Annotated in this window: 29 protein-coding genes and 1 pseudogene; 13 read left to right on the top strand and 17 right to left on the bottom strand. The window is 70.6% G+C overall.

Annotation, left to right across the window (positions count from 1 at the left end; genetic code table 11):
* Window positions 1-144 (top strand): annotated as a pseudogene (locus ACIPWY_RS39425) (ectoine/hydroxyectoine ABC transporter ATP-binding protein EhuA); the annotation flags it as partial.
* Between the two features lie 94 nt (window positions 145-238).
* On the opposite strand, the gene ACIPWY_RS39420 reads toward ACIPWY_RS39425, so the two are convergent.
* Window positions 239-1,012: a class I SAM-dependent methyltransferase gene (locus tag ACIPWY_RS39420; protein ID WP_362903960.1), complete on the bottom strand. Its 774-nt coding sequence runs from the start codon at window positions 1,010-1,012 to the stop codon at window positions 239-241.
* A 91-nt stretch (window positions 1,013-1,103) separates the two neighbouring features.
* Between ACIPWY_RS39420 and ACIPWY_RS39415 the strand changes: the two genes are divergently transcribed.
* Entirely contained in the window at window positions 1,104-1,733 is a 630-nt protein-coding gene (locus ACIPWY_RS39415) for a CGNR zinc finger domain-containing protein (protein WP_362903958.1), read from the top strand.
* On the opposite strand, the gene sodX is transcribed toward ACIPWY_RS39415, so the two are convergent.
* Window positions 1,637-2,080 (bottom strand): nickel-type superoxide dismutase maturation protease, encoded by a 444-nt coding sequence (sodX, locus tag ACIPWY_RS39410; RefSeq protein WP_393705839.1) that lies wholly within the window; start codon window positions 2,078-2,080, stop codon window positions 1,637-1,639. The genes ACIPWY_RS39415 and sodX overlap by 97 nt on opposite strands.
* A 165-nt stretch (window positions 2,081-2,245) precedes the next feature.
* On the opposite strand from sodX, the gene sodN reads away from it, so the two are divergent.
* Entirely contained in the window at window positions 2,246-2,641 is a 396-nt protein-coding gene (gene sodN / locus ACIPWY_RS39405) for a superoxide dismutase, Ni (RefSeq protein WP_362903954.1), read from the top strand.
* A gap of 201 nt (window positions 2,642-2,842) precedes the next feature.
* Here sodN and ACIPWY_RS39400 read toward each other — a convergent pair whose 3' ends face one another.
* The 3 genes from ACIPWY_RS39400 to ACIPWY_RS39390 all read right to left on the bottom strand — a co-directional run bounded on the left by ACIPWY_RS39400 (window position 2,843) and on the right by ACIPWY_RS39390 (window position 5,175).
* Entirely contained in the window at window positions 2,843-3,571 is a 729-nt protein-coding gene (locus tag ACIPWY_RS39400) for an NAD(P)H-binding protein (RefSeq protein WP_362903952.1), read from the bottom strand.
* A 175-nt stretch (window positions 3,572-3,746) separates the two neighbouring features.
* Window positions 3,747-4,415 carry a nitroreductase gene (locus ACIPWY_RS39395; protein ID WP_362903950.1) on the bottom strand — a complete coding sequence of 223 codons (669 nt, stop codon included), beginning with the start codon at window positions 4,413-4,415 and terminating at the stop codon, window positions 3,747-3,749.
* Between the two features lie 274 nt (window positions 4,416-4,689).
* Complete coding sequence (locus ACIPWY_RS39390; RefSeq protein ID WP_362903948.1) at window positions 4,690-5,175, bottom strand: MarR family winged helix-turn-helix transcriptional regulator; 486 nt, start codon at window positions 5,173-5,175, stop codon at window positions 4,690-4,692.
* 216 nt (window positions 5,176-5,391) lie between these two features.
* Between ACIPWY_RS39390 and ACIPWY_RS39385 the strand changes: the two genes are divergently transcribed.
* Window positions 5,392-6,225, top strand: coding sequence for a hypothetical protein (locus ACIPWY_RS39385; RefSeq protein ID WP_401536978.1), 834 nt, complete (start codon window positions 5,392-5,394; stop codon window positions 6,223-6,225).
* Here ACIPWY_RS39385 and ACIPWY_RS39380 read toward each other — a convergent pair.
* The 6 genes from ACIPWY_RS39380 to ACIPWY_RS39355 all read right to left on the bottom strand — a co-directional run bounded on the left by ACIPWY_RS39380 (window position 6,205) and on the right by ACIPWY_RS39355 (window position 10,811).
* Window positions 6,205-6,693: a GNAT family N-acetyltransferase gene (locus ACIPWY_RS39380; RefSeq protein ID WP_393705837.1), complete on the bottom strand. Its 489-nt coding sequence runs from the start codon at window positions 6,691-6,693 to the stop codon at window positions 6,205-6,207. The genes ACIPWY_RS39385 and ACIPWY_RS39380 overlap by 21 nt on opposite strands.
* Window positions 6,690-7,241, bottom strand: coding sequence for a hypothetical protein (locus ACIPWY_RS39375; protein WP_362903942.1), 552 nt, complete (start codon window positions 7,239-7,241; stop codon window positions 6,690-6,692). Before ACIPWY_RS39375 ends, ACIPWY_RS39380 begins: the two co-directional genes overlap by 4 nt.
* 20 nt (window positions 7,242-7,261) lie before the next feature.
* Entirely contained in the window at window positions 7,262-8,707 is a 1,446-nt protein-coding gene (locus ACIPWY_RS39370) for an MFS transporter (protein WP_393705836.1), read from the bottom strand.
* Window positions 8,708-8,791: 84 nt separating this feature from the next.
* A complete protein-coding gene (locus ACIPWY_RS39365; RefSeq protein ID WP_401536976.1) occupies window positions 8,792-9,733 on the bottom strand; it encodes a hypothetical protein in 942 nt (313 codons plus the stop codon).
* Between the two features lie 97 nt (window positions 9,734-9,830).
* Window positions 9,831-10,169 carry a DUF952 domain-containing protein gene (locus ACIPWY_RS39360; protein ID WP_401536974.1) on the bottom strand — a complete coding sequence of 113 codons (339 nt, stop codon included), beginning with the start codon at window positions 10,167-10,169 and terminating at the stop codon, window positions 9,831-9,833.
* A gap of 42 nt (window positions 10,170-10,211) precedes the next feature.
* Window positions 10,212-10,811 carry a dihydrofolate reductase family protein gene (locus ACIPWY_RS39355; protein ID WP_401536972.1) on the bottom strand — a complete coding sequence of 200 codons (600 nt, stop codon included), beginning with the start codon at window positions 10,809-10,811 and terminating at the stop codon, window positions 10,212-10,214.
* A 173-nt stretch (window positions 10,812-10,984) separates the two neighbouring features.
* On the opposite strand from ACIPWY_RS39355, the gene ACIPWY_RS39350 reads away from it, so the two are divergent.
* Window positions 10,985-11,575, top strand: a complete 591-nt coding sequence (locus ACIPWY_RS39350; protein ID WP_362903932.1) for a TetR family transcriptional regulator — start codon at window positions 10,985-10,987, stop codon at window positions 11,573-11,575.
* Between the two features lie 25 nt (window positions 11,576-11,600).
* On the opposite strand, the gene ACIPWY_RS39345 is transcribed toward ACIPWY_RS39350, so the two are convergent.
* The 3 genes from ACIPWY_RS39345 to ACIPWY_RS39335 all read right to left on the bottom strand — a co-directional run bounded on the left by ACIPWY_RS39345 (window position 11,601) and on the right by ACIPWY_RS39335 (window position 14,933).
* Entirely contained in the window at window positions 11,601-12,227 is a 627-nt protein-coding gene (locus tag ACIPWY_RS39345; protein ID WP_401536970.1) for a GNAT family N-acetyltransferase, read from the bottom strand.
* A gap of 184 nt (window positions 12,228-12,411) precedes the next feature.
* Complete coding sequence (locus ACIPWY_RS39340; protein WP_383887079.1) at window positions 12,412-13,497, bottom strand: family 2 encapsulin nanocompartment cargo protein polyprenyl transferase; 1,086 nt, start codon at window positions 13,495-13,497, stop codon at window positions 12,412-12,414.
* Between the two features lie 29 nt (window positions 13,498-13,526).
* Window positions 13,527-14,933: a family 2B encapsulin nanocompartment shell protein gene (locus tag ACIPWY_RS39335; RefSeq protein WP_362903928.1), complete on the bottom strand. Its 1,407-nt coding sequence runs from the start codon at window positions 14,931-14,933 to the stop codon at window positions 13,527-13,529.
* A 210-nt stretch (window positions 14,934-15,143) separates the two neighbouring features.
* Here ACIPWY_RS39335 and ACIPWY_RS39330 point away from each other — a divergent pair, with 210 nt between their 5' ends.
* From ACIPWY_RS39330 to ACIPWY_RS39320, 3 genes are all read left to right on the top strand, one after another.
* Window positions 15,144-15,377 carry a hypothetical protein gene (locus tag ACIPWY_RS39330; RefSeq protein WP_362903926.1) on the top strand — a complete coding sequence of 78 codons (234 nt, stop codon included), beginning with the start codon at window positions 15,144-15,146 and terminating at the stop codon, window positions 15,375-15,377.
* 177 nt (window positions 15,378-15,554) lie between these two features.
* Entirely contained in the window at window positions 15,555-16,145 is a 591-nt protein-coding gene (locus ACIPWY_RS39325) for an N-acetylmuramoyl-L-alanine amidase (RefSeq protein ID WP_362903925.1), read from the top strand.
* A gap of 47 nt (window positions 16,146-16,192) precedes the next feature.
* Window positions 16,193-17,116: a pyridoxal-phosphate dependent enzyme gene (locus ACIPWY_RS39320; RefSeq protein ID WP_362903923.1), complete on the top strand. Its 924-nt coding sequence runs from the start codon at window positions 16,193-16,195 to the stop codon at window positions 17,114-17,116.
* A 7-nt stretch (window positions 17,117-17,123) separates the two neighbouring features.
* Here the strand turns inward: ACIPWY_RS39320 and ACIPWY_RS39315 are convergent, their stop codons facing one another.
* Window positions 17,124-18,722 carry a Na+/H+ antiporter gene (locus tag ACIPWY_RS39315; protein WP_362903921.1) on the bottom strand — a complete coding sequence of 533 codons (1,599 nt, stop codon included), beginning with the start codon at window positions 18,720-18,722 and terminating at the stop codon, window positions 17,124-17,126.
* A 53-nt stretch (window positions 18,723-18,775) separates the two neighbouring features.
* On the opposite strand from ACIPWY_RS39315, the gene ACIPWY_RS39310 reads away from it, so the two are divergent.
* The 3 genes from ACIPWY_RS39310 to ACIPWY_RS39300 all read left to right on the top strand — a co-directional run bounded on the left by ACIPWY_RS39310 (window position 18,776) and on the right by ACIPWY_RS39300 (window position 20,758).
* Entirely contained in the window at window positions 18,776-19,036 is a 261-nt protein-coding gene (locus tag ACIPWY_RS39310) for a UBP-type zinc finger domain-containing protein (protein ID WP_362903920.1), read from the top strand.
* 256 nt (window positions 19,037-19,292) lie between these two features.
* Entirely contained in the window at window positions 19,293-19,706 is a 414-nt protein-coding gene (locus ACIPWY_RS39305) for an anti-sigma regulatory factor (RefSeq protein ID WP_362903918.1), read from the top strand.
* Window positions 19,703-20,758: an RNA polymerase sigma factor SigF gene (locus ACIPWY_RS39300; RefSeq protein WP_362903916.1), complete on the top strand. Its 1,056-nt coding sequence runs from the start codon at window positions 19,703-19,705 to the stop codon at window positions 20,756-20,758. The genes ACIPWY_RS39305 and ACIPWY_RS39300 overlap by 4 nt, the downstream gene beginning before the upstream one ends.
* A 62-nt stretch (window positions 20,759-20,820) precedes the next feature.
* On the opposite strand, the gene ACIPWY_RS39295 is transcribed toward ACIPWY_RS39300, so the two are convergent.
* Entirely contained in the window at window positions 20,821-21,288 is a 468-nt protein-coding gene (locus ACIPWY_RS39295) for a hypothetical protein (RefSeq protein ID WP_362903914.1), read from the bottom strand.
* 135 nt (window positions 21,289-21,423) lie between these two features.
* Between ACIPWY_RS39295 and ACIPWY_RS39290 the strand changes: the two genes are divergently transcribed.
* Both ACIPWY_RS39290 and ACIPWY_RS39285 read left to right on the top strand, forming a co-directional pair.
* On the top strand, window positions 21,424-22,392 hold the full coding sequence (locus ACIPWY_RS39290) for a diacylglycerol kinase family protein (RefSeq protein ID WP_362903912.1): 969 nt from the start codon (window positions 21,424-21,426) through the stop codon (window positions 22,390-22,392).
* Window positions 22,393-22,710: 318 nt separating this feature from the next.
* The gene (locus tag ACIPWY_RS39285; RefSeq protein ID WP_016639615.1) at window positions 22,711-22,968 is read left to right on the top strand and encodes a WhiB family transcriptional regulator; all 258 of its coding nucleotides are present in this window, start codon (window positions 22,711-22,713) and stop codon (window positions 22,966-22,968) included.
* Window positions 22,969-23,215: 247 nt separating this feature from the next.
* On the opposite strand, the gene ACIPWY_RS39280 is transcribed toward ACIPWY_RS39285, so the two are convergent.
* Window positions 23,216-24,682, bottom strand: coding sequence for a PAS domain-containing sensor histidine kinase (locus ACIPWY_RS39280; RefSeq protein WP_362904001.1), 1,467 nt, complete (start codon window positions 24,680-24,682; stop codon window positions 23,216-23,218).
* Window positions 24,683-24,862: the final 180 nt, after the last annotated feature.

Raw genomic sequence — 24,862 nt, 5'->3', positions numbered from 1 at the left:
CACGAGATGGGCTTCGCACGCGAGGTCGGCGACAGCCTCGTCTTCATGGACGGCGGTGTCGTCGTCGAATCGGGCAACCCGCGCGACGTCCTGACAAACCCGCAGCACGAACGCACACAGTCCTTCCTGTCGAAGGTCCTGTAGCCCCGCGTACGCACAAGGAGGGGGCGGTACGGACACCATGTCCGCACCGCCCCCTCCCGTATGCCCGTATGCCCGTATGCCCGGATGCGCGGGGCTACTTGACCGCGAGCACCAGCGCGTCCGAGGGCGAGCGCCACACGGGGCGGGCCTCGGCGAACCCGGCGGCGCGCAGGGTGCGTGCGTGCCAGTCGGCCGACGGGGTCTCGCCGTCCGCGTGCTCCCCGTAGATCTCGAAGCGCTTCGCGGTGGGCCCGGCGAGCACCGGGTCCTTGGCGGCGAGGGCCCACCACTCGGCCCAGTCGAGCGCGCCGGCCGCCTTGGCGCGGTCCATCTGCGCGTGGCGGTGGGCGCGTTCGGCGGCGTTGATCCGCGGCGTGGTGTCGTCGATCATGTGGTCGGCGTTCATGAAGACCCCGCCGTCGCGGACGAGGCCGGCGATCTGTCCATAGAGGGTGGCGAGCGGTTCGTTGTGCAGCCAGTGCAGGGCGGTGGCGGTGAGGACGGCGTCGTACGAGGTGTGCGGCAGCCGCGCGGCCCAGTGCGGGTCCTTGAGGTCGGCGCTCACGAAGGTGACGCGGTCGTCGTCCGCGAAGGTGCCCTCGGCGATGGCGAGAAGCGCGGGGTCGAGGTCGACGCCGACACTGGTGGCTGCGGGGAACCTCTTCAGGAGCCGGTCCGTAATACTTCCCGTACCGCACGCGAGGTCGAGCACGCGGGGCGTGGGCCCGGCGAAGGCCTCCACCATGTCGAGCATGACCCGCAGCCGCTCCTCGCGGTCGGGCATGTACCACTCCTGCTGCCGGTCCCAGCTGTCCTGCCAGGCGCGCCAGTCGGCCGTGACCGTGGTGGTTTCCGTAGATCCCGTCATCGAGAACCCTCCCGTACGTAATACCCTCTAATCAAGAGCAGCTATTACTCCCGTCACTGAAGAAGATAGACCGCCCCGGTAAGGACTACAAGTGGAACTGGCCTATTACTCGGACTACGCCGTGCGTCTGGTCAACAGCGAGGAGCCGGGGCGCGGCAAGGACTCCCTGACCACGGTCGAGGCGGTGCGCGACCTCTTCGGCGCGAACCAGTCGGCGGCCCGGCGCGCGGCGGACGCCGACCTGACACGCTTCCGCGGCGTACGCGCGCGACTGCGCTCGGTCTTCGAGGCGGCGGACGGCGGCGACGAGACGCTCGCGGTCGACCTGCTGAACTCGCTCCTCCTGGAGTTCCCGGTGAGCCCGCAGATCTCCGGGCACGACCACCGGGACGACGACGACCGCCCGTTGTGGCACATGCACCTCGCGGACCACCCGTCGAACGCGACAGCGGGATACGCGGCGATCGCCGCGATGGGCCTCGCCTTCCACCTCACGGAGTACGGCGTGGACCGCCTCGGCCTGTGCGAGGCGTCGCCGTGCCGCAACGCCTATCTGGACACGTCGACGAACCGCTCCCGGCGCTACTGCTCGGACCGCTGCGCGACCCGGGCGAACGTGGCGGCCTACCGCGCCCGCAAGCGCGCCGAGGCGGACCGGTCGGACAGCACGGGGCGCAGCGCCGAGAGCGCCCACGAGGCCACGGCCGCCACGGACCGCTGACGCTCGCCCTCCACCCACGGCTTGCGGCGGCGCAGGCGCCCGCGCACCTTGGCGAGGACGAGGTCGTCGGGCACCGCGCCGTAGACCTCGCTGTCGCCGCCGGCGTCGGGGTTGTCGCCGAGCACCCACCAACCCCCTTCCCGCCGCCCGGAGATCCGCTTCACCACGAGCAGATCCTGCTGGAAGGGGTGCCGCAGGATGACCACGTCCCCCGGCCGTACCCGGGCGCCGTGCTGCACGAGCATCCAGTCGCCGGGATACAGCGTGGGCACCATCGACGGCCCGTCCACCTCGATGATTTGAAACGGCACCCTGGCCTCCCGCGTCTCCATTGCCGCCTCAGGCATCAGACATCCTCCCCGGTTCCGCCCGCCGGACCTCCGGTCCCATCCTCCATCAGTCCCGGTCCCACCCTGGACTTTTGCCCTAAGCCCATGGGGGCACCCGAGAAAACCCCTCCGCCACGGAGTAATGTCCCACCTGAGAAGACGATCACGAGGAAGGACAGCTACATGCTTTCCCGCCTGTTCGCCCCCAAGGTGAAGGCCAGCGCGCACTGCGACCTGCCCTGCGGCGTGTACGACCCGGCCCAGGCCCGCATCGAGGCCGAGTCGGTCAAGGCCGTCCAGGACAAGATGGCCGCCAACGACGACGCACAGTTCCAGACGCGCGCCATCATCATCAAGGAGCAGCGCGCCGAGCTCGCCAAGCACCACGTTTCGGTGCTCTGGAGCGACTACTTCAAGCCCCCGCACTTCGAGAAGTACCCCCAGCTGAGCCAGCTGGTCAACGACACCCTGAAGGCCCTCTCGGCCGCCAAGGCGTCGAGCGACCCGGCGACGGGCCAGAAGGCTCTGGACCTCATCGCCGAGATCGACAAGATCTTCTGGGAGACGAAGAAGGCCTGATCTTTTGATCAAGCCCTCTGACCTGCGATTCCTTAGGTTGCAGTGTCTCCTGGGTCGCAGTGTCTCCTGGTCCGCACCCGGACCGCGCAGGACGCCGAGAACGGCGTCCATGACGGTCCGGGTGCGGTCTTTTTTTGCGCGGGCCACGGATGGGCGAAGGCGCCTTCCGGCGAAGGCAGTCGAGGGACCGCCGCGAGTGGGTCAGGAGAGCCAGTCGGTGTAGCGGGTCGGGGCCAGGTGAGCGTTCTTGTCGGTGAGGACGTCCCCCTTGACCTCGGCGAACATACCGGCGGTGGGGTCGGTGACGACGGTGCGACCGTCGCCCTTGCGGGACACGGTGACGCGGCCCAGCTCGTCCAGGGTGAAGACATCGGGGCCGCCGATGTTGCGGATGCCGTTCAGCGGGGCACCGGCGGCGACCTGTGCCACCTCCTCGGCCACGTCCTTGGCGGCGATCGGCTGGATCGGTGTGGCGGGCAACCGAACGGTGTCGCCGTCGGTCGTCCACGACATCGTGGCATCCATGAACTCCATGAACTGCGTCGCCCGGACGATCGAGTAGGGAACCGGCCCGTCCACGAGGAGCTTCTCCTGGAGCACCTTGGCCCGGTAGTAGTCCAGCTCCGGCACCTGGTCCACACCGACAATGGACAGGATGACGAAGTGGCCGACGCCGCCCTTCCGGGCCGCGGCGAGGAGGTTGTCCATCGAGGCCTGGAAGAAGGCCGGGGACGCTTCGTCGAAGGTCGGGGAATTCGTCAGGTTGACGACGACGTCGGCCCCCGCCACTGCCTCTTCCAGCCCCTGGCCGCTGATGACGTCGACTCCGCTGGACTTCGAGTGCGGTACCGCCTCGTGCCCGGCGGCGTTCAGGTTCTCGACGACCTGCGAACCGATCAGGCCGGTACCGCCGATGACTGCGATCTTCATGGCTTGCCTTTCGTGGGGAGTACGTCCGCAATGTGGCACATGAAGGCATATATGGGCGCAGCAAGAAACGGCGCCTTGGCCCACTGAGCGCCTCGACCCATTGAGGAGGTGAGGAGGTAGGAGGTGGATGGCTTGAGGAGGTGAGGAGGTGGATGGCTCGAGGAGGCGGACGGCGTCACAGACCGTCGACGAAGGTGACCGTCTCTTCGAGCGGCGCCCGGCCCGTACGGGCGTCACTCACCGTGACGTCCTCGAAGCCGATCGACATGCCGCAGAAGAGCATGAGCTCGTCCGGGGGTGACAGGACCTCCGCAACGGTCCGGTGGAACTTCGCCCATGCCATCTGCGGGCAGCTGTGCAGCCCTTCAGCGCGAAGCAGCACCATGACGGTCTGCAGGTACATCCCGACGTCGGACCATTGAGGCCGCCCCAGGTCGCGGTCGATGTAGCAGAACAAGGCGGCGGGCGCACCGAAGCAGTCCCAGTTCGCGGCAGCCGCCCGCTGGCGCGCCTCCACGTCCTCGCGCGGAATACCGAGTGCCCCGTAACGCTGCTCGCCGAACGCGAACCGGCGCTCGCGATAGGGGGACGCCAGCACGGGCGGGTACATCTCGTACTCCGGCTCGTCCCAGGGGTCACCTGCGGCCAGGCGCTCGCCGGCGCGCTTCTTCAGCTCGGCCAACGGCGCGCCCGTCACCACAAAGGCGTGCCACGGCTGGAGGTTCGAACCGGACGGCGTCCAGGCCGCGGCGGACAGCACGCGCTCCAGCACGTGCCTCGGGACGGGCCGGTCGGTGAATCCACGCACCGCCCGTCGACTCGTGACCGCCTCATAGGCGTCCATGGTCACCCTCCTCCTTCTGCCTTCTGTCCTACGGGATCGCCTTCACTTACTAGTATCAATCGATACCATCTCAAGTGCAACTATCGTCGCGCCTGAATCCCCGACCTTTGATTCCCTGCCTTGGGCACCGTCGATTCCCCGCCTTGGGCGCCGCGTGATGACCCGCCTCGGGCACCGGTGCGCACCGACGCCTCACGGCCCCCTCAGTGCCTGCAACCTCCGACAGTGCGGGCGGCGCTGTGACACCGGGCCGGCCGCAGCACCGCGGTAGTGCCTACGCGTTCCCGCCCTCGGGATAGGTGATCCGGGTCAGCAGATCCGTCAGCTGCGCGGACTCGCCGGGCCCCAGTTCGACGACCAGGCGCTCGGCCAGCGGTTCCGCCGCCGTATGGGCCGCGTCGAAGAGTTCGAGTCCCTGAGGCGTGATCTCCACCGCCCGCGCCCGCCGGTCCCCCGGAACGGCCTTGCGCACGGCCAGTCCCTTGCGCTCCAGGTCGTCCACGACCCGCATGATTCCGGCCTTGTCCGACCCCGTCGCAGCCGCCAGATCCCGCTGCACCGTGGGCCCATGGTTGACCAGCTCGACCAGCACGGCGAAATGCCTCAGCTCGATGCCGAGCGGCCTCAGCGCCTCGGTCATCACCGCGGCCGCGCGCCAGTGCGCCCGGCGCAGCAGCAGGCCGAGAGCGAAGGGGGACGTGTCCCCCGGGCGGTCGGTCGCACGCGAGGCGGCGTTTTGGTGAGGAGCATCAGCGGCCATCAACACAAGATAACGCCATCCACTCATTCGATACGGTATCGCCCGTAACCAAATGCGCTGCGTCGACGAAGAAGGCCTGGCGCCTTCACGTCACCTGTTCCGCCGGCCCCGAAGCAATGCGGCAGCCCCGAAGCACCGACAGCGCAGACAGCGCCCGGCATCCGCGCGGAGCCGGGTGCTGTCGGCGTTCCCGGGGCCTCCGGATACCGTCGGTGGATGGACTCCTCCCGCCCCCGCCTCCTCTACGTCACCGATCTCGCGTATCCGGCCCGTGGCCGTCGGTACTGCGACGAGGACATAGCTCTCTCGGCGCGGCTGCGCGAGGAGTTCGACGTGGCGCTGTGCCATCCGCTGGACGCCGTCGCGCTGATGGACGGCTTCGATGCGGTCGTCGTGCGCAACAGCGGGCCCGTGCTGCACTACCAGGCCGCGTACGACGCGTTCCGCGAGCAGGCTCTCGCGCGCGGGGTGCGGGTCTTCAACGCGCTGTCCGGGAAGGCGGACATGGCGGGCAAGGGGTACCTGCTCGACCTGACCGCGGCCGGGTATCCCGTCATCCCGACGGTCGCCCGCGCGGCCGATCTGCATCTGCTGCCCGCGGCGGACGAGTACGTGGTCAAGCCGCTGCTCGGCGCCGACTCCATCGGCCTTGAGTTCGTCGGCCGCGAGGCGCTGCCCGGCCTGGAGTTCGACGGCATCCTCGTCCAGCCGCGGATCCGCTTCCGGTACGAGGTGTCGTTCTACTTCGTCGACCGCACTCTCCAGTACGCCCTGTACGCGCCCCGGCCGGACGAGCGCTGGGTCCTCGAACCGTACGAACCCACCGTCGCGGACCGGGAGTTCGCGCAGAAGTTCGTCGACTGGAACACCATCGGCCACGGCATCCAGCGTGTGGACGCGTGCCGCACGCCGGAGGGTGAGCTGCTCCTGGTCGAGCTGGAGGACCTCAATCCGTATCTGTCCCTGGACCTGGTCGACGCGGGCACGCGGGATGCGTTCGTGGCGGCGATGGCGGACTCGCTGCGGGGGCTACTGGCCGACCGGGTCTGACGGTGACGCGGGCCCGGTGAAGCGGAGTTTGTCCTTCGACCGTGCTCCCAGGCGCCGGTAGAAGCGGATCGCGCCGTCGTTCCAGACGGGCGTCTGCCACTGGATCTCGGCGATCCCGAGGGCTCGGGCCTCGGCCGCCACGGCGTTCATGAGGAGCGGTCCGAGGCCGAGCCCTCGGTGGCCGGGGCGCAGGTACAGGCAGTCCATGTGCAGGTATTCGTACCCGTCCCAGGTGGAGATCGCGGGCTCGCAGGTGGCGTAGCCGACGAGCGTGGCGTCCACGCGTTCGGCGACCAGGCAGCGCAGGCGGGGCGTGGCGGCGGCGAACAGGAGTGCGTGCAGCCGGTCGGCGAGGCCGGGGGGCGGCGGGTCCGCCTTCTCGAACGCGGCGTGTTCCGCGGCGAGTCGGGCCACTTCGGGCAGGTCGCCGGGGCGGGCGCGGCGCACGCTCGCCTGGGCGCCGGTCACCGGGCGTCCTCTTCGGTGACGTCCGCGGACCAGGCGGCGAGGCGGTCCACGAGGGGGCCTTCGCCGTCGAGGACGTGGCGGGTGAAGGCGGTGCGCTCGTGGGCGAGCACGGCCGCCTCCCAGACGCAGGGGGCGAGGCCGGTGCGTCCGGGCCGCAGCAGTTCCGGGCGTCCTGCCGGTCCGGTGAAGACCGCGAGGTCGGACATGTGGCCCTCGATCCAGGTGTGGACGAGGACGTAGTCGCCGTCTCCCCCGGCGTGCAGCAGGACCACGGCGAGGCCGAGCGAGCCCCGGGCGGCGCCGAGCGCCAGGTGGGCGTCGACGAGCGGCATGACGGCGGCGGCGTCCCGCTCCGTCACCACGCGCCCCGGCGCCTCGACGGCGTACGTCTTGACGACATGACCGGCGCGCTCCCCGCTGCCCAACGGGCGTACCGCACGGGCGTGGTGGCCGTCGGCGAGGGCGAGGAGCGCGCCCTGGTCGACGGCCACCGGGAGGGCCGGTGCTGCGGCTGTGTTCTCCGTCGCGTTCTCCGTGTCATCGGGCATGGCCCCATCATGCAGGGGGTTCAGCCGTCCGCCCTGTCACGCGCTCGCCGGGGCGCGAGGAACAGTGCGGCCAGTACCGAACCGGCGGCCACCAGAAGGGAGTTGACGAGTACGGCCGTGGAGACTCCGGACAGGACCGCGTGCGGACCGGTCGCCCCGCCCATGCGGGCCGTGGCGATCGCGCTCATGACCGGGATGCCGAGGGTGATGCCGACCTGCTGCGTCATGGTCGCGAGGCCGGTGGCGAGGCCCTGCTCCTCGTCGGGCAGTCCGGACGTGGCCGTCACCATGAAGCCGACGATCACCAGCATGTTGCCGACTCCGCCGACGAACGTGGCCGCGAGGAGCAGCCAGATCCAGGCCCCCGACGTGCCGAGGGCCACCAGGGCGAGCGTCGCGACGGCCTGGACGGCGCCGCCGACGACGATCGTGGTCCGGTTGCCGAGGCGTCCGACGGCGCGGCCGCCGAGCGTGCCGCCGATCACGGTGCCGAGCCCGAGGACGCCGAAGGCGAGCCCCGTGGCGAGCGGCGAGTAGCCGAGGACTTCCTGGAGGTAGAGCGTGAGCAGGAAGACGAGGGACGTCTCGGTGACGAAGGCGATGAGTCCGGCCGCGTTGCCCCAGATCACGGTGCGCCGCCGCAGGATGTGGAGCGGGACGAGGGGCGCGGCGGCCCGCTTCTCGACGAACCGGAAGGCGACGAGGAGCGCGGCGCCCGCGAGCAGTGCGGCCAGGGTCGTGGGGGCGCCCCAGCCGGTCTCGCCGGCCTGCGTGAGCCCGTAGACCAGGAGCAGGAGTCCGCCGGTGACGGTCGCGGCGCCGGGGATGTCGAGGCGCGGGCGGTGGTCGGGGCGCGAGTCGGTGATGACGGACGGGGCGAGGACGAGGACGAGAGCGGCGACGGGGACGTTGACGAAGAACGCCCAGCGCCAGGAGAGCAGGTCGGTGAGGAGTCCGCCGAGGATGGCGCCCGCGGTGAAGCCGGCGGACATCAGGGCGCCGTTGAGGCCGAGGGCGCGTTCGCGCAGCGGCCCCTCCTTGAAGGCGGTGGTCAACAGGGCGAGCCCGGCCGGGGTCACGGCCGCGGTCGCGAGTCCCTGCAACACCCGTGCCACGAGCAGGACTTCGGGCGAGGTGGCGAGGCCGCCCAGGAGGGAGGAGGCGCCCAGGACGGCCATGCCGGCGAGGAACAGCCGCTTGCGGCCCACGAGGTCGGCGACGCGGCCGAAGAGGAGCGTGAAACCGGCGGCGGCGAGCGCGAACGCCGTGGCGATCCACTGGAGATGGGAGAGCGAGAAGCCGAGCCCCTCACCGACGACGGGCAGCGCCACGTTCAGGATCGAGAAGTCCACGGCGATCATGAACTGGGCGCCGAGGAGGAGGGTGAGGACGAGCTTCTGACGGGCGGTCATGCGCGGGGGTGGTGCGACGGCCGGGGCGGGGGCGGTCTGCGTGGACGCCGACATGAGGACTCCTTAAATGGTTCTACATTCCCGTTAAGGCACGCCAAACGTAGCAGGGCGGAGCACCTTAAGGGAACTGCAGTCCCATTACTCAGTGGCGAGCACCTCGCGCACGTTGTCCCGCACCGTCTCCTGGCCCCGCCGCGCCGACTCGTAGGCGGACCTGTGGCGCGCGATGTCGGCCCGCTGCGCCTCGGACAGCACGGACCACCACACCCCGGCCGTGTTGTGCTCGCGCTTGCACTCGATGTCGGCGACGGCCGTGCCCCGCTCGCGACGCGAACGCGACGTGTTGCCGCCGTTGTCGCGCTTCCACGCCTTGTCGCGGAAGGCGTCGTCGGGGGCGCCGTACCGCTTGAACCCCTTGTCCACGACGCACTGCGACCAGGCCTTGAGCACCCGCCGCATGCGCTTGTCCCTCATCGCCGCCTGCTGCAGGACGGCCCCCCGCCGCGGGACGTACGCCCAGGTGCGGCGCAAGTCCCGCACACCGCGGTAGAGGCGCTCGTCCGCGCGGCCCAGGCAGCCCTGCTCGGGGACGCGCCTGCCGCGGATGGTCGGCTGCCCGCCGATGCGGTGCCCCCGGTAGACGTACGACTCCTCGGTCGTCATACGGCGTCCCGCGGGCTCGACCGGGACGGCTCGCTTCGGGTCCCAGCCGTACCCCCAGCGCCGCGCCTTCTCCAGGTCGAACTGCCCCGCGACATCCTGGGACACGGCCACCAGAGCGACCGCGCCTGAACCCGGACTCTTCGGGTCGCGCGGGAAGTCGGCGAAGCCGAAGTCCCGCATGCACCGCTGGGCGAGGAGTGCCTGGGCACGATGGAGCGTCCGGTACGCGTTGTCGTCATCGGCAGTGAACTCGTAGCGATGCAGGGGAAGTTCGGGCAGATCCTTCGCCTCACGGACGATCGGGACGCCGTCCGCGGTCCGCTGCCCCCCGGACGGCGAACCGTCGCACCCCACCAGCAGGAACACCGATACCGCCGCCGCGACCCCTAAGAGGCCGCCCCCTCGCCGTACGCGCACCGAACCCCCTCGGCCGGCTCACACCGGCCCGTCCCGTCCGGGGCGAGCCGCCCCAGATCCGAACGCCCGTCCGATTGACGGGCGAACCGAGGGGACTTTAGCGGACCCGGCCGCCGCCCCAGTCCCGCACCTCGGTGACGGCGTCCACCGGCAACGGCCCGTAGATGTGCGGGAATTCGTCGGCGCCCGGCTCCGGCGCCTCGAACCTGATCGGTGCCTGCACCCGCTCGCTGTCGATGACCAGGACCACGATCTCGTCTGGCCCTTCGTACGTGCCGTACAGGAAGTCGGCGACACCCCGCAGCTGGTGCGCCAGCGAGCAGTGGATGAAGCCCTCCTCGGCGAGGGTCTTGCCGCGTGTGGACATCTCGTAGGCGCCGGCCGCACGGGCCGCGTCCCACAGGGAACGCTCGGTGATGTGCAGGAGTTCGGTCATGCACGACAACCTACGAGCCGATCACCCGGGCCCGGAAAAGTTCTAGCCGGGGAGCCCTGGCCTCTTCCTGCTGTACGTCCGCACGATCACGCCGTTGCCGAACGTCCGGTTCTCCTCCAGGGCGAACTCGCCGATCGCGAATCCGGAGCCGAACATCGGCATGCCCGAACCGAAGACCAGCGGATACGTCTTGATCACCAGCTCGTCCACCTCGTCGGCGAGCAGACCGGCGAGCGTCGCGCCGCCGCACAGCCAGATGCCGAACTCGCTGTCTTCCGCCTTGAGTTCGCGGATCTTCCCGACGACGTCATCGGCGACGATCTCCACGTTCGGGTCGGGGGACTTCTCGATCGAGCGCGCCGCCACGTACTCGCGCATGTGCCCGTACGGGCTGGTCAGGCCGACGTCGAGACCGATCTGATAGCTGGCCCGGCCCTGGATGACGGTGTCGAACCGCTTGTTGACCAGGTGCTGAAGGCCGAGGATCCGACGGCCTTCGGCCGAGATGGTCTCGGGATACTCGGCCGTGAGGAACCCGAGGAACTCCTCGTCCACGAAGGGCATGAAGGCGTTCGCGTCCCCGTCGGGACCTCCGATGAAACCGTCGATCGACACGGCGACGAAGTACGTGAGCTTTCGCAAGTGGGTCTCTTTCCGCAGATGACAGGGGTGTTCGGGTGGGCCGTCGCACGGACCTCGGTGCCGTGGCCGCTCGAACAACTACAGTTATAGTGCTTCACTTGTAGTGGTTGCAAGAGGTTTCGGGATTCCGGTCCGGCGGGACTCCCGGATCTCCGGTCAGAAGGAGCGCACAGATGGCACGGAACGCAGAGCGCAGGGTGGCCCTGGTGAACGCCGCGGTGGAGGTGCTCGCGGCCGAGGGCGCGCGTGGCCTGACCTTCCGCGCGGTGGACGCGGCAGCGGGCGTCCCCACGGGCACCTCGTCGAACTACTTCACGAGCCGGGACGACCTGCTGCACCAGATCGACGCATGGCTCCACGAGCGGCTGGCGCCGGACCCGGCGGTGGTCGCCGAACTGCTCGAGCGACCGCGCGACCGCGATCTCGTCGCGGCGTTCATGCACGATCTGCTGGGCCGCGCGCAGCGCGACCGCACCGGCTATCTGGCCATGATGGAGATGCGCCTGGAGGCGGGACGCCGGCCCGAACTGCGCGCGTCCCTCATGAAATCGCTCCGCGGCGACCTGGACTTCGGCATCTCGTTCCACACCGGGTCCGGGCTTCCCGGCGGCGCGGAGACGGTGACCGTCCTCTACCTCGCCACCCTGGGACTCATCCTGGAACACCTGACGATGCCGGGGATGCTCGACGGCGCCGTGCCCGGCGTGAGCGTCCCCGAGGGCCTCATGGACCGGATCGTCCGCACGATCGTGCCGCAGGAGTAGACGCACCCGCCCCTGCGGCGATGGCTCAACTCCCTTGCGGGTTACGCCACATGGGCCACATCGTCGGCCCGTCCGGCAGCGCGATCCCACTGCCGGTGCACGCGAAGCCGAGCCGCTCGTACAGCTCACGGCTACGGGCGCTGCTCGCCTCCAGATACGCCGCCACGCCCTCGCGGTCGCAGCGGTCGAGGACGGGCGCCATCAGCGCCGTACCGAGGCCCTGACCCTGCCGCGCCGGGTCCACGGCGATCATCCACAGGTATTCGTGCGCACGCTCGCGCGGGTGTGCCCCCGAGGTCAACCGGCCGATCTCCTCGACCCGTTCGTTGTCCGGGTCCACGGCGGCGCGCAGCTGCGCGGGCCCGTCGTCATCGCCATCGCCATCGCCCTCGTCCGGGCCGGCAGGCCCGCCCGGCTGAGCCGGTATCGACAGCCAGAGCGCGGCCGCGGCGCCGTCCTCGGTGATGTCGACATATCCCTCGCTCAGCGAGATGTCGATGAAGGCCGCCATGAGAGCGGCGTGCCTGCGGCGGCGGTGCGCCAGGCCGGGGAAGACCCAGCCGCTCACCGGGTCGTCCATGAACGCCTCGTCGAGCAGCCGCACAAGGTCCGCCCGGTCGTGTTCCGTGGCCCTCCGGATCGCCACGCCCATGGCCCCCGCCCCCTCACCTCGCGGCCCGCCTCGACGGGCCGTGTCCCTGCGCCGGTCGGCCGCCACACACCGGCCCGCTGCAGCCTAGGCGATGGGTTCCGTACGCGCGTGCGGGCCCCGCACTCCTCCCGGAGCGCGGAGCCCGCAGATCACTTCAACTCCCCTCCCCTGATGGCGTTTCCCCCTAGTGGCTGCGCCTGGTGACGAACTCGGCGAGCGACAGCAGTCCGCCCGCGGCCTCCGGCGCCGGGACCGCCCGGGACAGCTGGTGCACCGCCCGGGACATCCGGTCGGCCGCGTGCAGCTGCGCCCAGTCGCGCCCCCCGGCGCGCTCGACGACCAGCGCCATGGCCTCCAGCTCCCCCTCCTTCGGCGGGCCGTCGTCCGGTCCCACCACCCCGTAGAGCGCGGCCAGTTCACCGGCTTCGGGCGTGCCCGAGGCCAGCGCCGCCACCACCGGCAGCGACTTCTTGCGTACCGCCAGATCGGCGCCCGCCGCCTTGCCCGTACGGGCCGGATCCCCCCAGATCCCGATGACGTCGTCGATCAGCTGGAACGCGAGCCCGGCCTCCCGGCCGAACCCGTCGAGGGCCGCGACCTCCTCCTGACCGGCCCCCGCGTACAACCCTCCGACCGCGCAGGCGCAGCCGAGCAGCGCGCCCGTCTTCGCCTCCGCCATCACGAGGCACTCGTCCAGCGTGACCTGGTCCGGTTCGCGCCTCTCCAGGGCGACATCGGCGACCTGGCCCTCGCACAGCTCCACCACACAGGCCGCGATCCGGGCCGCCGCCTCCCGGGCCGCCGGGTGCGGATCCTCGGCGAGCAGCCGCTGCGCGAGCGCCTGGAGCGCGTCGCCCGCCAGGATCGCGTCGGCGTCCCCGAAGACGGTCCACGCGGTCGGCCGGTGCCTGCGCGTGGTGTCCCGGTCCATGACGTCGTCGTGCAGGAGCGTGAAGTTGTGGACGAGTTCCACGGCCGCCGCCGCCCGCACCGCGAGCTCCGGAGCGCCCCCCAGCGCCCGCACCGCGGCGAGGACCAGCGCCGGCCTGATGGCCTTGCCCGCGTGCCCCTCGTCCACGGTGCCGTCCGCGTGCTCCCACCCGAAGTGGTAGCGCGCGATGCGGCGCAGCGATCCGGGCAGGGTCTCCACGGCCCTGCGCAGCTCCGGGTCCACCTGCGCCCTGGTCTGCGCCAGGATCACCGCCGCTTCCTGGCCGTCCGCGGCCACCTCCGCGTCCTGTCCGCCCGGCTCCCCCTGCTGCTGCGGCACTATGGACTGCTTCGTCTGCGTCACGAGCTTCAACGCCACCTGCCGATCTCGACGTTCTCCAGGACGCCGAGCGCGTCCGGCACGAGCACCGCCGCCGAGTAGTACGTCGTCACCAGGTAGGAGATGATCGCCTGCTCGCTGATGCCCATGAACCGCACGGACAGGCTGGGCTCGATCTCGTCCGGGATGCCCGCCTGCTGGAGGCCGATGACGCCCTGCTCCTCCTCGCCGGTACGCATGCAGATGATCGACGTCGTGCGCGCGTCGGACACGGGGATCTTGTTGCTCGGGAAGATCGGCACCCCGCGCCAGGTCGGGATCCGGTTGCCCCCTACGTCGATGGACTCCGGGACGAGCCCGCGCCTGTTGCACTCGCGCCCGAACGCGGCGATGGCACGCGGGTGGGCGAGGAACAGCTTCGAGCCCCGGCGGCGGCTGAGCAGCTCGTCCATGTCGTCCGGGCCGGGCACGCCGTCGTGCGGCTGGAGCCGCTGCTCGTACTCGCAGTTGTTGAGCAGGCCGAACTCCCGGTTGTTGATGAGTTCGTGCTCCTGGCGCTCCTTCAACGCCTCGACGGTGAGCCGGAGCTGATGCTCCGTCTGGTTCATCGGCTGGTTGTAGAGGTCCGCCACGCGCGAGTGGATGCGCAGGACGGTCTGGGCGACGCTCAGCTCGTACTCACGCGGCGCCGAGTCGTAGTCGACGTACGTGCCCGGGAGCACCGCCTCACCGACGTGGCCCGCGGAGAGGTCGATCTGCTTCTCGCCGAACTTGTTCGTCCGCTGCGCGGGGATGGTCCGCAGCGCCCCCAGGTGGTCGGCGAGGCTCTCGGAACGCTCCGCGACCTGTTCCAGGTCCTGGCGCGGCAGCGTGAGCACCGTGCACGCGGTCACGGCGCGCGCCGTGTACTCCCAGATGGCGTCCGGGTCGATCAGCGCCTGCTCGCCGAAGTACGCGCCGTCGGCGAGGACCCCGAGGACCGCGTCGTCCCCGTAGGGGCCCGTCCCGACCTTCTCGACCCTGCCGTGGGCGAGGAGGAACACCTCGTCCGCGGAGCTGCCGAAGGAGGCGAGCAGCTCGCCCGGCGCGTACTCCCGCTGCCGGCACCGCACCGCGAGTTCTTCGAGCACCTCCTGGTCCCCGTAGTCCCGCAGCACCGGCAGTTCGCCGAGCTCCGCGGGGATGACCCGCACCTGGTCTCCGGTCTTGACGAACGTCACGCGTCCGTCACCGACCGAGTAGCTGAGCCGCCGGTTCACCCGGTACGTGCCGCCCTGCACATTCACCCAGGGGAGCATCCGCAGCAGCCACCTGGAGCTGATCTCCTGCATCTGTGGCGCGGACTTGGTGGTGGTGGCCAGATTCCGCGCGGCGGATGTGCCGAGACTCTGCTGCGGTCCGGCCTGCTCCGTGCGGACTTCTTCGCCTACCGACATGGGCTTTGCCTCCCGATCAAGAACTGACCTGCGGCGACAAGACTTCCACCACGCATCGTGGCGGCGCCATTACACAAACGAGCGGGGTTGGATGGGAGTGGACGGGGCACGATGCCCGTTTTCCGGGTAGGGAACTTCCGCGCGGCGGAACTTCAAGATCCCGGCGGGCGTTCAACCGGTACACCGAGGCACTGATGACGGGAGACGGCAATGACAGGCTTCCTGGACCGCGCCAAGGAACAGGCGCAGCGCGGGCTCACGCAGGGCAAGCAGAAGCTGGACGAGGTGCAGGCGCAGCGGGCGGGCGGCGACCTCCTGAAGAAGCTGGGCGCCGCGTACTACGCGGAGCGCAAGGGCACCGGCACCCCCGAGGCGACGCAGGCCGCCCTCGGAGCCCTGGAGAATCACATCGTGGAACACGGGGACGGCTTCCTGCGGAGCTGAGACCACCCCGCCTCCTCACGGCCGGGCGCCCGTACGCCTCCCTGGCCGAATCGGCTCGCGATGACCGGAACGGCTCGCACGCGATGCGAACAAGTAGTTCCGGTGGGCCGGTTCGGGTACAAGCGGCGTACGAGACGGACGCGCACCGCTTCCGTCGCACCCGCGAAGGAGGCGGCCATGTCCCCACCCATGTCCGCGAGCAGTTTCCTGGACGCCCTCAAGCGTGAAGGCCTGACGGTGGTCGAGGTCGGCGACTGGAGACACCACAACCGCAACCACAAGGGACCCTGGGGCCCGGTGCACGGCGTGATGATCCACCACACCGTGACGACGGGCAGCAAGCAGACCGTCGACCTGTGCAGGAACGGGCACGCGGACCTGCCGGGCCCGCTGTGCCACGGCGTCATCACGAAGGACGGCCGCGTCCACCTCGTCGGCTACGGCCGTGCCAACCACGCGGGTCTCGGGGACGACGACGTGCTGCGGGCGGTCATCGCGGAGAAGGCACTACCCCACGACAACGAGGCGAACACCGACGGCAACCGCCACTTCTACGGCTTCGAGTGCGAGAACCTCGGCGACGGCAAGGACCCCTGGCCCGCCGTACAGCTGGAGGCGATCGAGCGGGCGGCGGCCGCGCTGTGCCGCCGGCACGGCTGGACGGAGCGGTCGGTGATCGGCCACCTGGAGTGGCAGCCGGGCAAGGTCGACCCGCGCGGCTTCACGATGGCCTCGATGCGGGGGCGCATCCGCGACCGGCTCAAGTAGCCGCCCTCCCGCAGCGGCCCGCGGCTGACCGCTTGCACAATGAGTGGGTGACTGCGCACCCCCGCCCGCTCCTGCACCCCCGGCTGCCCTCGCCGGTGGAGCCGGTCGCCGACGACCGGTTCCACCGTCACGGGGTGCGGCTCCTGGTCAAGCGCGACGACCTCATCCACCCCGACCTGCCCGGCAACAAGTGGCGCAAGCTGGCGCCCAACCTCGAAGCGGCGACCACCGCGGGCCACGGCACGCTGCTCACGTTCGGCGGCGCGTACTCCAACCACCTGCGCGCCACGGCCGCCGCGGGCCGGCTCCTCGGCCTGCGGACCATCGGCGTCGTCAGGGGCCAGGAACTGGCCGGACAGCCTCTGAACGCCTCGCTCGCGCGCTGCGCGGACGACGGCATGCGTCTCCACTTCGTCGACCGGACGACGTACCGGGAGAAGCGGGATCCGGCCACGCTCGCCCGCATCCTGCGCGAGGTGGCGCCGCCCGGCGGGCCGTGGGAGACGCCCTACGTCGTCCCCGAGGGCGGCAGCAACGCCGAGGCCGTGCGCGGCTGCGCGGCGCTCGGGCGGGAACTGCGGGGCGCCGCCGACGTGGTGGGCGTCGCCTGCGGCACCGGCGGCACGCTCGCCGGTCTCGCCGCCGGGCTCGGCGAGGGGCAGCGGGCGCTCGGCATACCCGTCCTCAAGGGCGGCTTCCTCGGCGACGAGATACGCGCCCTCCAGGAGGCCGCGTTCGGCGGGCGGCAGGGCGACTGGTCCCTGGACGAGCGCTTCCACTGCGGCGGCTACGGCCGCACCACCCCCGCCCTCCTCGCTTTCGCCGAGGACTTCGAACAGCGCCACGGCCTGCCGCTGGAGCGCCTCTACGTGGCCAAGCTGCTGTTCGGCCTGCTCACCCTCACCGAGGAGGGCGCGTTCGCGCCGGGCACGCAGCTCATGGCCGTCGTCACGGGACCGCCCTCCCCGTAGCGGACGGTCAGTCGTCGACCTCCCGGTAGGCGGTAGCCTCCTCCAGGTCGAGCTTGCGCAGCAGCGTGCGCATCATCTCGTCGTCGATCCGCCGCTCGTCCCGCATCCGTACGAAGACCTCGCGCTCGGCCGCGATGGCCTCCCGCGTGAGCCTGCGGTAGGTGTCGTCGGCGGACTCCCCCGTCACCGGGTTGGCGTGGCCGAGCCGCTCCCACACGGAGTTGCGGCGGCGCTCCAGCACGGTCCGCAGCCGGTCCTCCAGCGGCTCGGGCAGACAGTTGCGCTCGTCCTCCATCAGCGCGTCCACGCGCTCCTCGGCGGCCTGTGAGGCGGCGTTCTGCGCCTGCGCCTCGGCGAGCGTCTCGGCCTGCGCATCGCGTCCCGGCAGCTTCAGGATCCTGATCAGCCAGGGCAGCGAGAGCCCCTGCACGACGAGGGTGCCGATGACGGTCGTGAACGTCAGGAAGAGGACCAGGTTGCGGGCCGGGAAGGGACTCCCGTCGTCGAGGAACAGCGGGATCGAGAAGGCGATCGCCAGCGACACGACGCCGCGCATCCCGGCCCAGCTCACGATGAGCGGCCGCCGCCAGTCGCTGTCCCGCTCGCGCTCCCTGATCCGCTTCGACAGACACCAGGGCAGATAGGTCGCCGGATACGACCACACGAACCGCATCACCACGACGAGGACGAAGACCGCGACGGCGTACCCGAGGGCCTCCGCGACGCTGTACTCGCCGAGGTCCTTCAGGACGAAGGGCAACTGGAGTCCGATGAGCGCGAAGACCGCCGACTCCAGGATGAAGGCGACCACCCTCCACACGGCGGCCTCCTGCAGGCGCGTCTCGAAGTCGACCTGCCAGGAGCGGTGCCCCAGGTACAGGGCGACCGTGACCACGGCGAGCACTCCGGAGGCACCGACCTGCTCGGCGGCCGCGTAGGCGACGAACGGGATGAGCAGGGAGAGCGTGTTCTGGAGGACCGCTTCCTTCAGGTGCGTGCGCAGCCAGTGCAGCGGCACCATCAGGACCAGGCCCACACCGACCCCGCCGACCGCCGCCACCAGGAACTCCCTGATCCCGCCCGCCCAGCTCGCGCCCTCCCCGACCGCGGCGGCCAGCGCCACCTTGTAGGCGGTGATCGCGGTGGCGTCGTTCACGAGGGACTCGCCCTGGAGGATCGTCGTGATCCGCGCGGGCAGCCCCACCTTGCGCGCGATGGCGGTCGCGGCCACCGCGTCCGGCGGGGCGATCACGGCGCCTAGGACGAGCGCGGCCGTCAGCGGCAGGTCGGGGATCAGCTCGTACGCGAGCCAGCCGACGGCGACGGTCGCGAACAGCACGTACCCGACGGAGAGCAGCGCGACCGGCCTGACGTTGGCCCGCAGGTCGAGGTACGAGCTGTCCAGGGCCGCGGTGTGCAGCAGCGGCGGCAGGATGAGCGGCAGCACGATGTGCGGGTCGAGCGTGTACTGCGGCACCCCGGGCAGGTACGACGCCACGAGCCCCACCGCCACGAGCAGCAGCGGTGCGGGCACCGGGGTCCGGCGCGCCGCCCCCGCGACCGCCGCACTCGCCGCGATCAGTCCCACCAGGGGCAATACGTCCATCAGCCCGTCCCTCCGCCGTCCGCCATGCCGCCGCCCGTCGTAACCTGGCCATCATGAACGAGTGCCCGCACGTCGACGCGCTGCCGCACCCCGAGCCCGCGCCCCTCAGCGACACCTGCCTGGAGTGCCTCGCGGCCGGCAGCCACCCCGTGCAACTGCGGCTCTGTCTGGAATGCGGGCATGTGGGCTGCTGCGACTCCTCGCCCCTCAAGCACGCGACGCAGCACTTCAAGGCGTCGGGCCACTCGGTGATCCGGACGTTCGAGCCCGGCGAGAGCTGGCGCTGGTGTTTCGTGGACAACCTGCTCGTCTGAGGACCGCTCCGGTTTGCGGTTCGACCGGGCAAGGCCTGGGTACGTCAACCCGGCGCCCGCTCTTTCCAATTGAGCCCGCACACCCTCTAGCCACTGTCCGTACTCATAGGCTTACTATGAGTGACACCAACGGGCCGGGGGTCCCCGGGACAGAAGACTTGGGCGCGCGGTAGCGTCACCGCTGAACACATAGCGCGTCACCCGGGGGACGTACCCTCCGGAGCCCGAAAGTGCTTGTACCACCATGGAGGTGAGGGTGTCCCAGATCGCAGGCGAGCCCGGGAATCAGGACTTCGTAGAAGTCCGGCTGCCGGCTGCGGGTGCCTACCTGTCGGTGCTGCGGACGGCCACGGCCGGCCTCGCGGCGCGTTTGGACTTCACCCTCGACGAGATCGAGGACCTCCGCATCGCGGTCGACGAGGCGTGCGCGATCCTGCTCCAGCAGGCCGTGCCCGGCTCGGTACTCAGCTGCATCTTCCGGCTCGTCGACGACTCGCTGGAGGTGACGGTCTCGGCGCCCACCACCGACGGCCGCGCCCCGGAGCGCGACACCTTCGCCTGGACGGTGCTGTCGGCCCTCGCGGGCAAGGTGGACTCCACGGTCGCCGACGACAAGACCGTCTCGATCAGCCTCTACAAACAGCGCGGCGCGGGTCCCGGGCCGGCGTGACGAACGGGGACGGGCCGGTGCGGGACGAGAAGCACGGCACACAGGACCTCCCGGCCGACGGCGGGGAGGGGATGCGGCGGCTTGCCGGCGGCATCCCCGAACAGCAGGCCCGGCCACACCCCGAGGACCCCGCGGACCCCGCGGGCCTCGAACGGCCGGGTCCGTCGGCGGTGGCCGATGCGTCGGAGCAGGCAGAGCCGGCCGGCGGAGAGAAGATCTCTGCAGGACCGGACGCGCGACGGGCGGGATGGATGAGCGAGCACGAGCGACACGGTGACCAGCAGCGCACCCACGATCCGCGGGACCGCAGCGGCGCACGGCTGATGTTCATCGAGCTGCGCACCCTGAAGGACGGCAGCCCGGAGTACGCGAACCTGCGCAATCAGCTGGTCCGCATGCACCTGCCGCTCGTCGAGCACCTGGCCCGCCGCTTCCGCAACCGCGGCGAGCCGCTCGACGACCTGACCCAGGTCGCCACGATCGGCCTGATCAAGTCGGTGGACCGCTTCGACCCGGAGCGCGGCGTGGAGTTCTCCACGTACGCGACGCCGACGGTCGTCGGAGAGATCAAGCGGCACTTCCGCGACAAGGGCTGGGCCGTGCGCGTCCCGCGGCGGCTTCAGGAGCTGCGTCTCGCGCTGACGACGGCGACGGCCGAGCTGTCCCAGCTGCACGGCCGCTCCCCCACGGTCCACGAGCTCGCCGAGAAGCTGGCGATCTCGGAGGAGGAGGTCCTGGAGGGCCTGGAGTCGGCCAACGCGTACTCCACGCTGTCCCTGGACGTCCCCGACACGGACGATGAGTCACCGGCCGTCGCGGACACCCTGGGATCCGAGGACGAGGCCCTGGAGGGCGTCGAGTACCGCGAGTCCCTCAAGCCGCTCCTGGAGGATCTGCCGCCGCGCGAGAAGCGGATCCTGCTCCTGCGCTTCTTCGGGAACATGACGCAGTCGCAGATCGCGCAGGAGGTCGGCATCTCCCAGATGCACGTCTCCCGCCTGCTGGCCCGCACCCTGGCCCAGCTGAGGGAGAAGCTCCTCGTCGAGGAGTGAGATCCAAGGCGTGCGGACCGCCTGCTTCTGGTTCAGGCCGGACTACTTCAGGTTCTGGCCGGCTACTTCTGGTCCTGTACGTCGCCGGGGGCGCCCGGGGTCCTGATGCCGAGCGCCCGGGTGGTGGCCGGGTTCACCAGGAGCACCAGGGCCGTCACCGCGACGACGGCGAGCGCGATCCCGCCGGGGATCATCACGCTGTCGGCCTGGAGCAGTGTGTAGGCGACCGGGAGCGCCAGGATCTGCGTGATGATCGCGGGTCCCCGGCTCCAGCCGCGCCGCTTCAGCAGGCCGCGCGCCGCGATCAGTGGCAGCAGCGCGAGGACGGCGAGCGTGACACCTCCGGTCACGGCCTGCTCGGGGTCGTCGGGGTGACCCGCGAGGCCCATGACGAGCATGTAGACACCGCCGACGAGCAGGGCGGCCCCCTCGAGCCCGGCCAGCGCGGCGGCCGCGGTCAGCCGCCCGGGGCGCGGCCCGTCGTCGGTGGTCGCGGCGGCATCGGGGCTGGGGTTCTGCTCAGAGGTCACCCGAGCAGGGTAGCCCTCGTGCCCTCGGCGGTTGCCTCCCGGCCGCCCCGGGTGGGGCCGGCGGGACCCCTGGTTTCTTACCCGACTCCTACCTCGGTCTGGGCCGAGTACTACCGGGTAGGTACCCTGCAACCCATGCGTGCACTTCTCGTGGTCAATCCGGCGGCAACCACCACCAGTGCGCGCACGCGTGACGTGCTGATCCACGCGCTCGCGAGCGAGATGAAGCTCGAGGCCATCACCACGGAGTACCGCGGGCACGCCCGGGACCTCGGCCGGCAGGCAGCGGAGAGCAAGGACATCGACCTGGTCGTGGCCCTCGGCGGCGACGGCACGGTCAACGAGGTCGTGAACGGCCTGCTGCACCACGGCCCCGACCTGGACCGCCTCCCTCTCCTCGCAGTCGTCCCCGGCGGCTCCACGAATGTCTTCGCGCGCGCCCTCGGCCTGCCGAACGACGCGGTGGAGGCGACGGGCGCCCTGCTCGACGCCCTGCGCGAGGGCCGGGAGCGCACGGTGGGCCTGGGTCTCGCGGCCGGCACGCCGGGCACGGAGGACGAGGCCGTCCCGTCCCGGTGGTTCACGTTCTGTGCCGGTCTCGGCTTCGACGGAGGCGTCATCGGCCGGGTCGAACAGCAACGCGAGCGCGGGAAGCGTTCCACACACGCGCTCTATTTGCGTCAGGTCGTACGCCAGTTCCTCGGCGAGCACGACCGGCGACACGGCGGGATCACACTGGACCGGCCGGGTGAGGACCCCGTCACCGATCTGGTCCTGTCCATAGTCTGCAATACCTCCCCATGGTCATATCTGGGGAACAGGCCGCTCTACGCGTCCCCTCAGGCGTCCTTCGACACCGGCCTTGACGTGCTCGGACTCAAGAAATTGTCCGCCCCTTCGGTGGCCCGTTACGGCACCCAGCTGCTCACCTCGACGCCCGACCGGGGACCCCACGGGAAGAACGCCGTCACCCTGCACGACCTGACCGACTTCACCTTGCAATCGAAGGTCCCCCTGCCCCTCCAGATGGACGGTGACCACCTGGGGCTGCGAACGAGCGTGACGTTCACAGGCGTACGCCGTGCACTGCGTGTGATTGTGTGAGTGGAAGAGCCCAAAGTCCTTTATCTCGAACGTTTGGGCCAGGATCCACCCCATGGAAGTACGGCTGTGACCTAGCCGACACCGAGGAATCAAAAAAAACTTTCCTGAAGGGGTTGTATCCGCCGCCGAGGTTTGCGAATCTCTACATGGCGCTCGGGACGGCCCGCAACATCGGCCCCGCAGAGAGCCCGAACCCCCTCCTCAACACATAGGACATCGTCGCAGATGTGACGGAAGTCCCTTCCGTTGTCGGGGGATTCGTGAAAGCGTTCACATTCACAAGCAACCCGCACGTAATACCAAGGAGAGGTAGCAGCCATGGACTGGCGTCACAACGCCGTTTGCCGCGAGGAAGACCCGGAGCTCTTCTTCCCCATCGGCAACACCGGTCCTGCGCTGCTGCAGATCGAGGAAGCCAAGGCCGTCTGCCGCCGCTGCCCCGTCATGGAGCAGTGCCTGCAGTGGGCGCTCGAGTCCGGCCAGGACTCCGGCGTCTGGGGTGGCCTCAGCGAGGACGAGCGCCGCGCAATGAAGCGTCGCGCCGCCCGCAACCGTGCTCGCCAGGCCAGCGCCTGACGTTCACGCCCCCCACGAGCCTGAGCCCGGCGGCGCGTACAGCGAGTACGCAACTCCCGCCCCCGAGCCGCAGCGCGCAGTACCCCCGAAGCTCCACCCAGGCTCCGCCCGGGATGTAGACCCGGGCAACGCGAACAGTGAGCCCCGGACCCAAGGGTCCGGGGCTCACTGGCGTTTGCGGGTGCGTCGATCCGGTGTTTGCGGCTTTGTCGACGTATCGGCCCGACGCCCTCCGACGCCGGACCGGCTACTTGTCCGCGGTCACCGGGATGTCGAGGACGACCCGGGTGCCGCGACCGGGCGCCGGGACCATGTCGAACGATCCGCTCAACTCGCCCTCGACCAGGGTGCGTACGATCTGCAGGCCCAGGTTGCCGGCGCGCTTCGGGTCGAAGCCCTCGGGCAGGCCGACGCCGTCGTCGGTGACGGTGATCAGCAGGCGGGCGTCCTTCGTGGTGCCGCCGCGCACCGCGGAGACCTCGACCGTGCCGGTGTCGCCCTGCCGGAAGCCGTGTTCCAGGGCGTTCTGCAGAACCTCGGTGAGGACCATCGACAGCGGGGTGGCGACCTCGGCGTCCAGGATGCCGAACCGGCCGGTGCGCCGGCCCGTGACCGCCCCGGGCGAGATCTCCGCGACCATGGCGAGCACCCGGTCGGCGATCTCGTCGAACTCCACGCGCTCGTCGAGGTTCTGGGAGAGCGTCTCGTGGACGATGGCGATGGAGCCGACGCGGCGCACCGCTTCCTCCAGCGCCTCGCGGCCGCTGTCGGAGTCGATGCGGCGGGCCTGGAGGCGCAGCAGGGCCGCGACGGTCTGGAGGTTGTTTTTCACCCGGTGGTGGATCTCCCGGATGGTCGCGTCCTTGGTGATCAACTCCCGTTCGCGGCGGCGCAGTTCGGTGACGTCGCGGAGCAGGACGAGCGAACCGATGCGGGTGCCCTTGGGCTTGAGGGGGATCGCGCGGAGCTGGATCGACCCCTCCTCCCCCTCGATCTCGAACTCGCGCGGAGCCCAGCCGCTGGCGACCTTGGCGAGGGCCTCGTCCACGGGGCCGCGCGACGGGGCGAGTTCGGCCGTCGTCGTGCCGAGGTGGTGCCCGACGAGGTCGGCGGAGAAGCCGAGCCGGTGGTAGGCGGAGAGCGCGTTCGGGGACGCGTACTGGACGACACCGTCGGCGTCGAGCCGGATGAGGCCGTCGCCGACGCGCGGCGACGCGTCCATGTCGACCTGCTGGCCCGGGAACGGGAAGGACCCGGCGGCGATCATCTGGGCCAGGTCGGAGGCCGACTGGAGGTAGGTCAGTTCGAGCCGGGAGGGGGTGCGGACCGTGAGCAGGTTCGTGTTGCGGGCGATCACGCCCAGGACACGGCCCTCCCTGCGTACGGGGATGGACTCGACCCGTACGGGGACCTCCTCGCGCCATTCGGGGTCGCCCTCGCGGACGATGCGGCCCTCGTCGAGGGCGGCGTCCAGGAGAGGGCGGCGGCCGCGTGGGACGAGGTGGCCGACCATGTCGTCCTGGTACGAGGTGGGGCCGGTGTTGGGCCGCATCTGCGCCACGGAGACGTAGCGGGTGCCGTCGAGCGTGGGAACCCACAGCACGAGGTCGGCGAAGGAGAGGTCGGAGAGCAGCTGCCACTCCGAGACCAGCAGGTGCAGCCACTCGAGGTCGGTGTCACCGAGGGCCGTGTGCTGGCGTACGAGGTCGTTCATGGAGGGCACGGAGCCGAGAGTACCTGGCGGGTACGGGCCCAGGGTCTTCCGATCCGAACGAGAGGCCCCGAAGACACCCGCGGGCCGCGGCGCCTGGGAGGGACCCTCAGCCCGCCCGGCACCGCAGCCCGGAGTTGCAACAGCCGTCGGGTGTGCGGTCCCGGCCGGCCATGTGAGGAT

The organism is Streptomyces sp. NPDC090032 (assembly GCF_044748025.1).
GTDB lineage: Bacteria > Actinomycetota > Actinomycetes > Streptomycetales > Streptomycetaceae > Streptomyces.
Note: the sequence above shows the minus strand (reverse complement) of the source record. Positions and strands in the feature narration are given on the sequence as shown.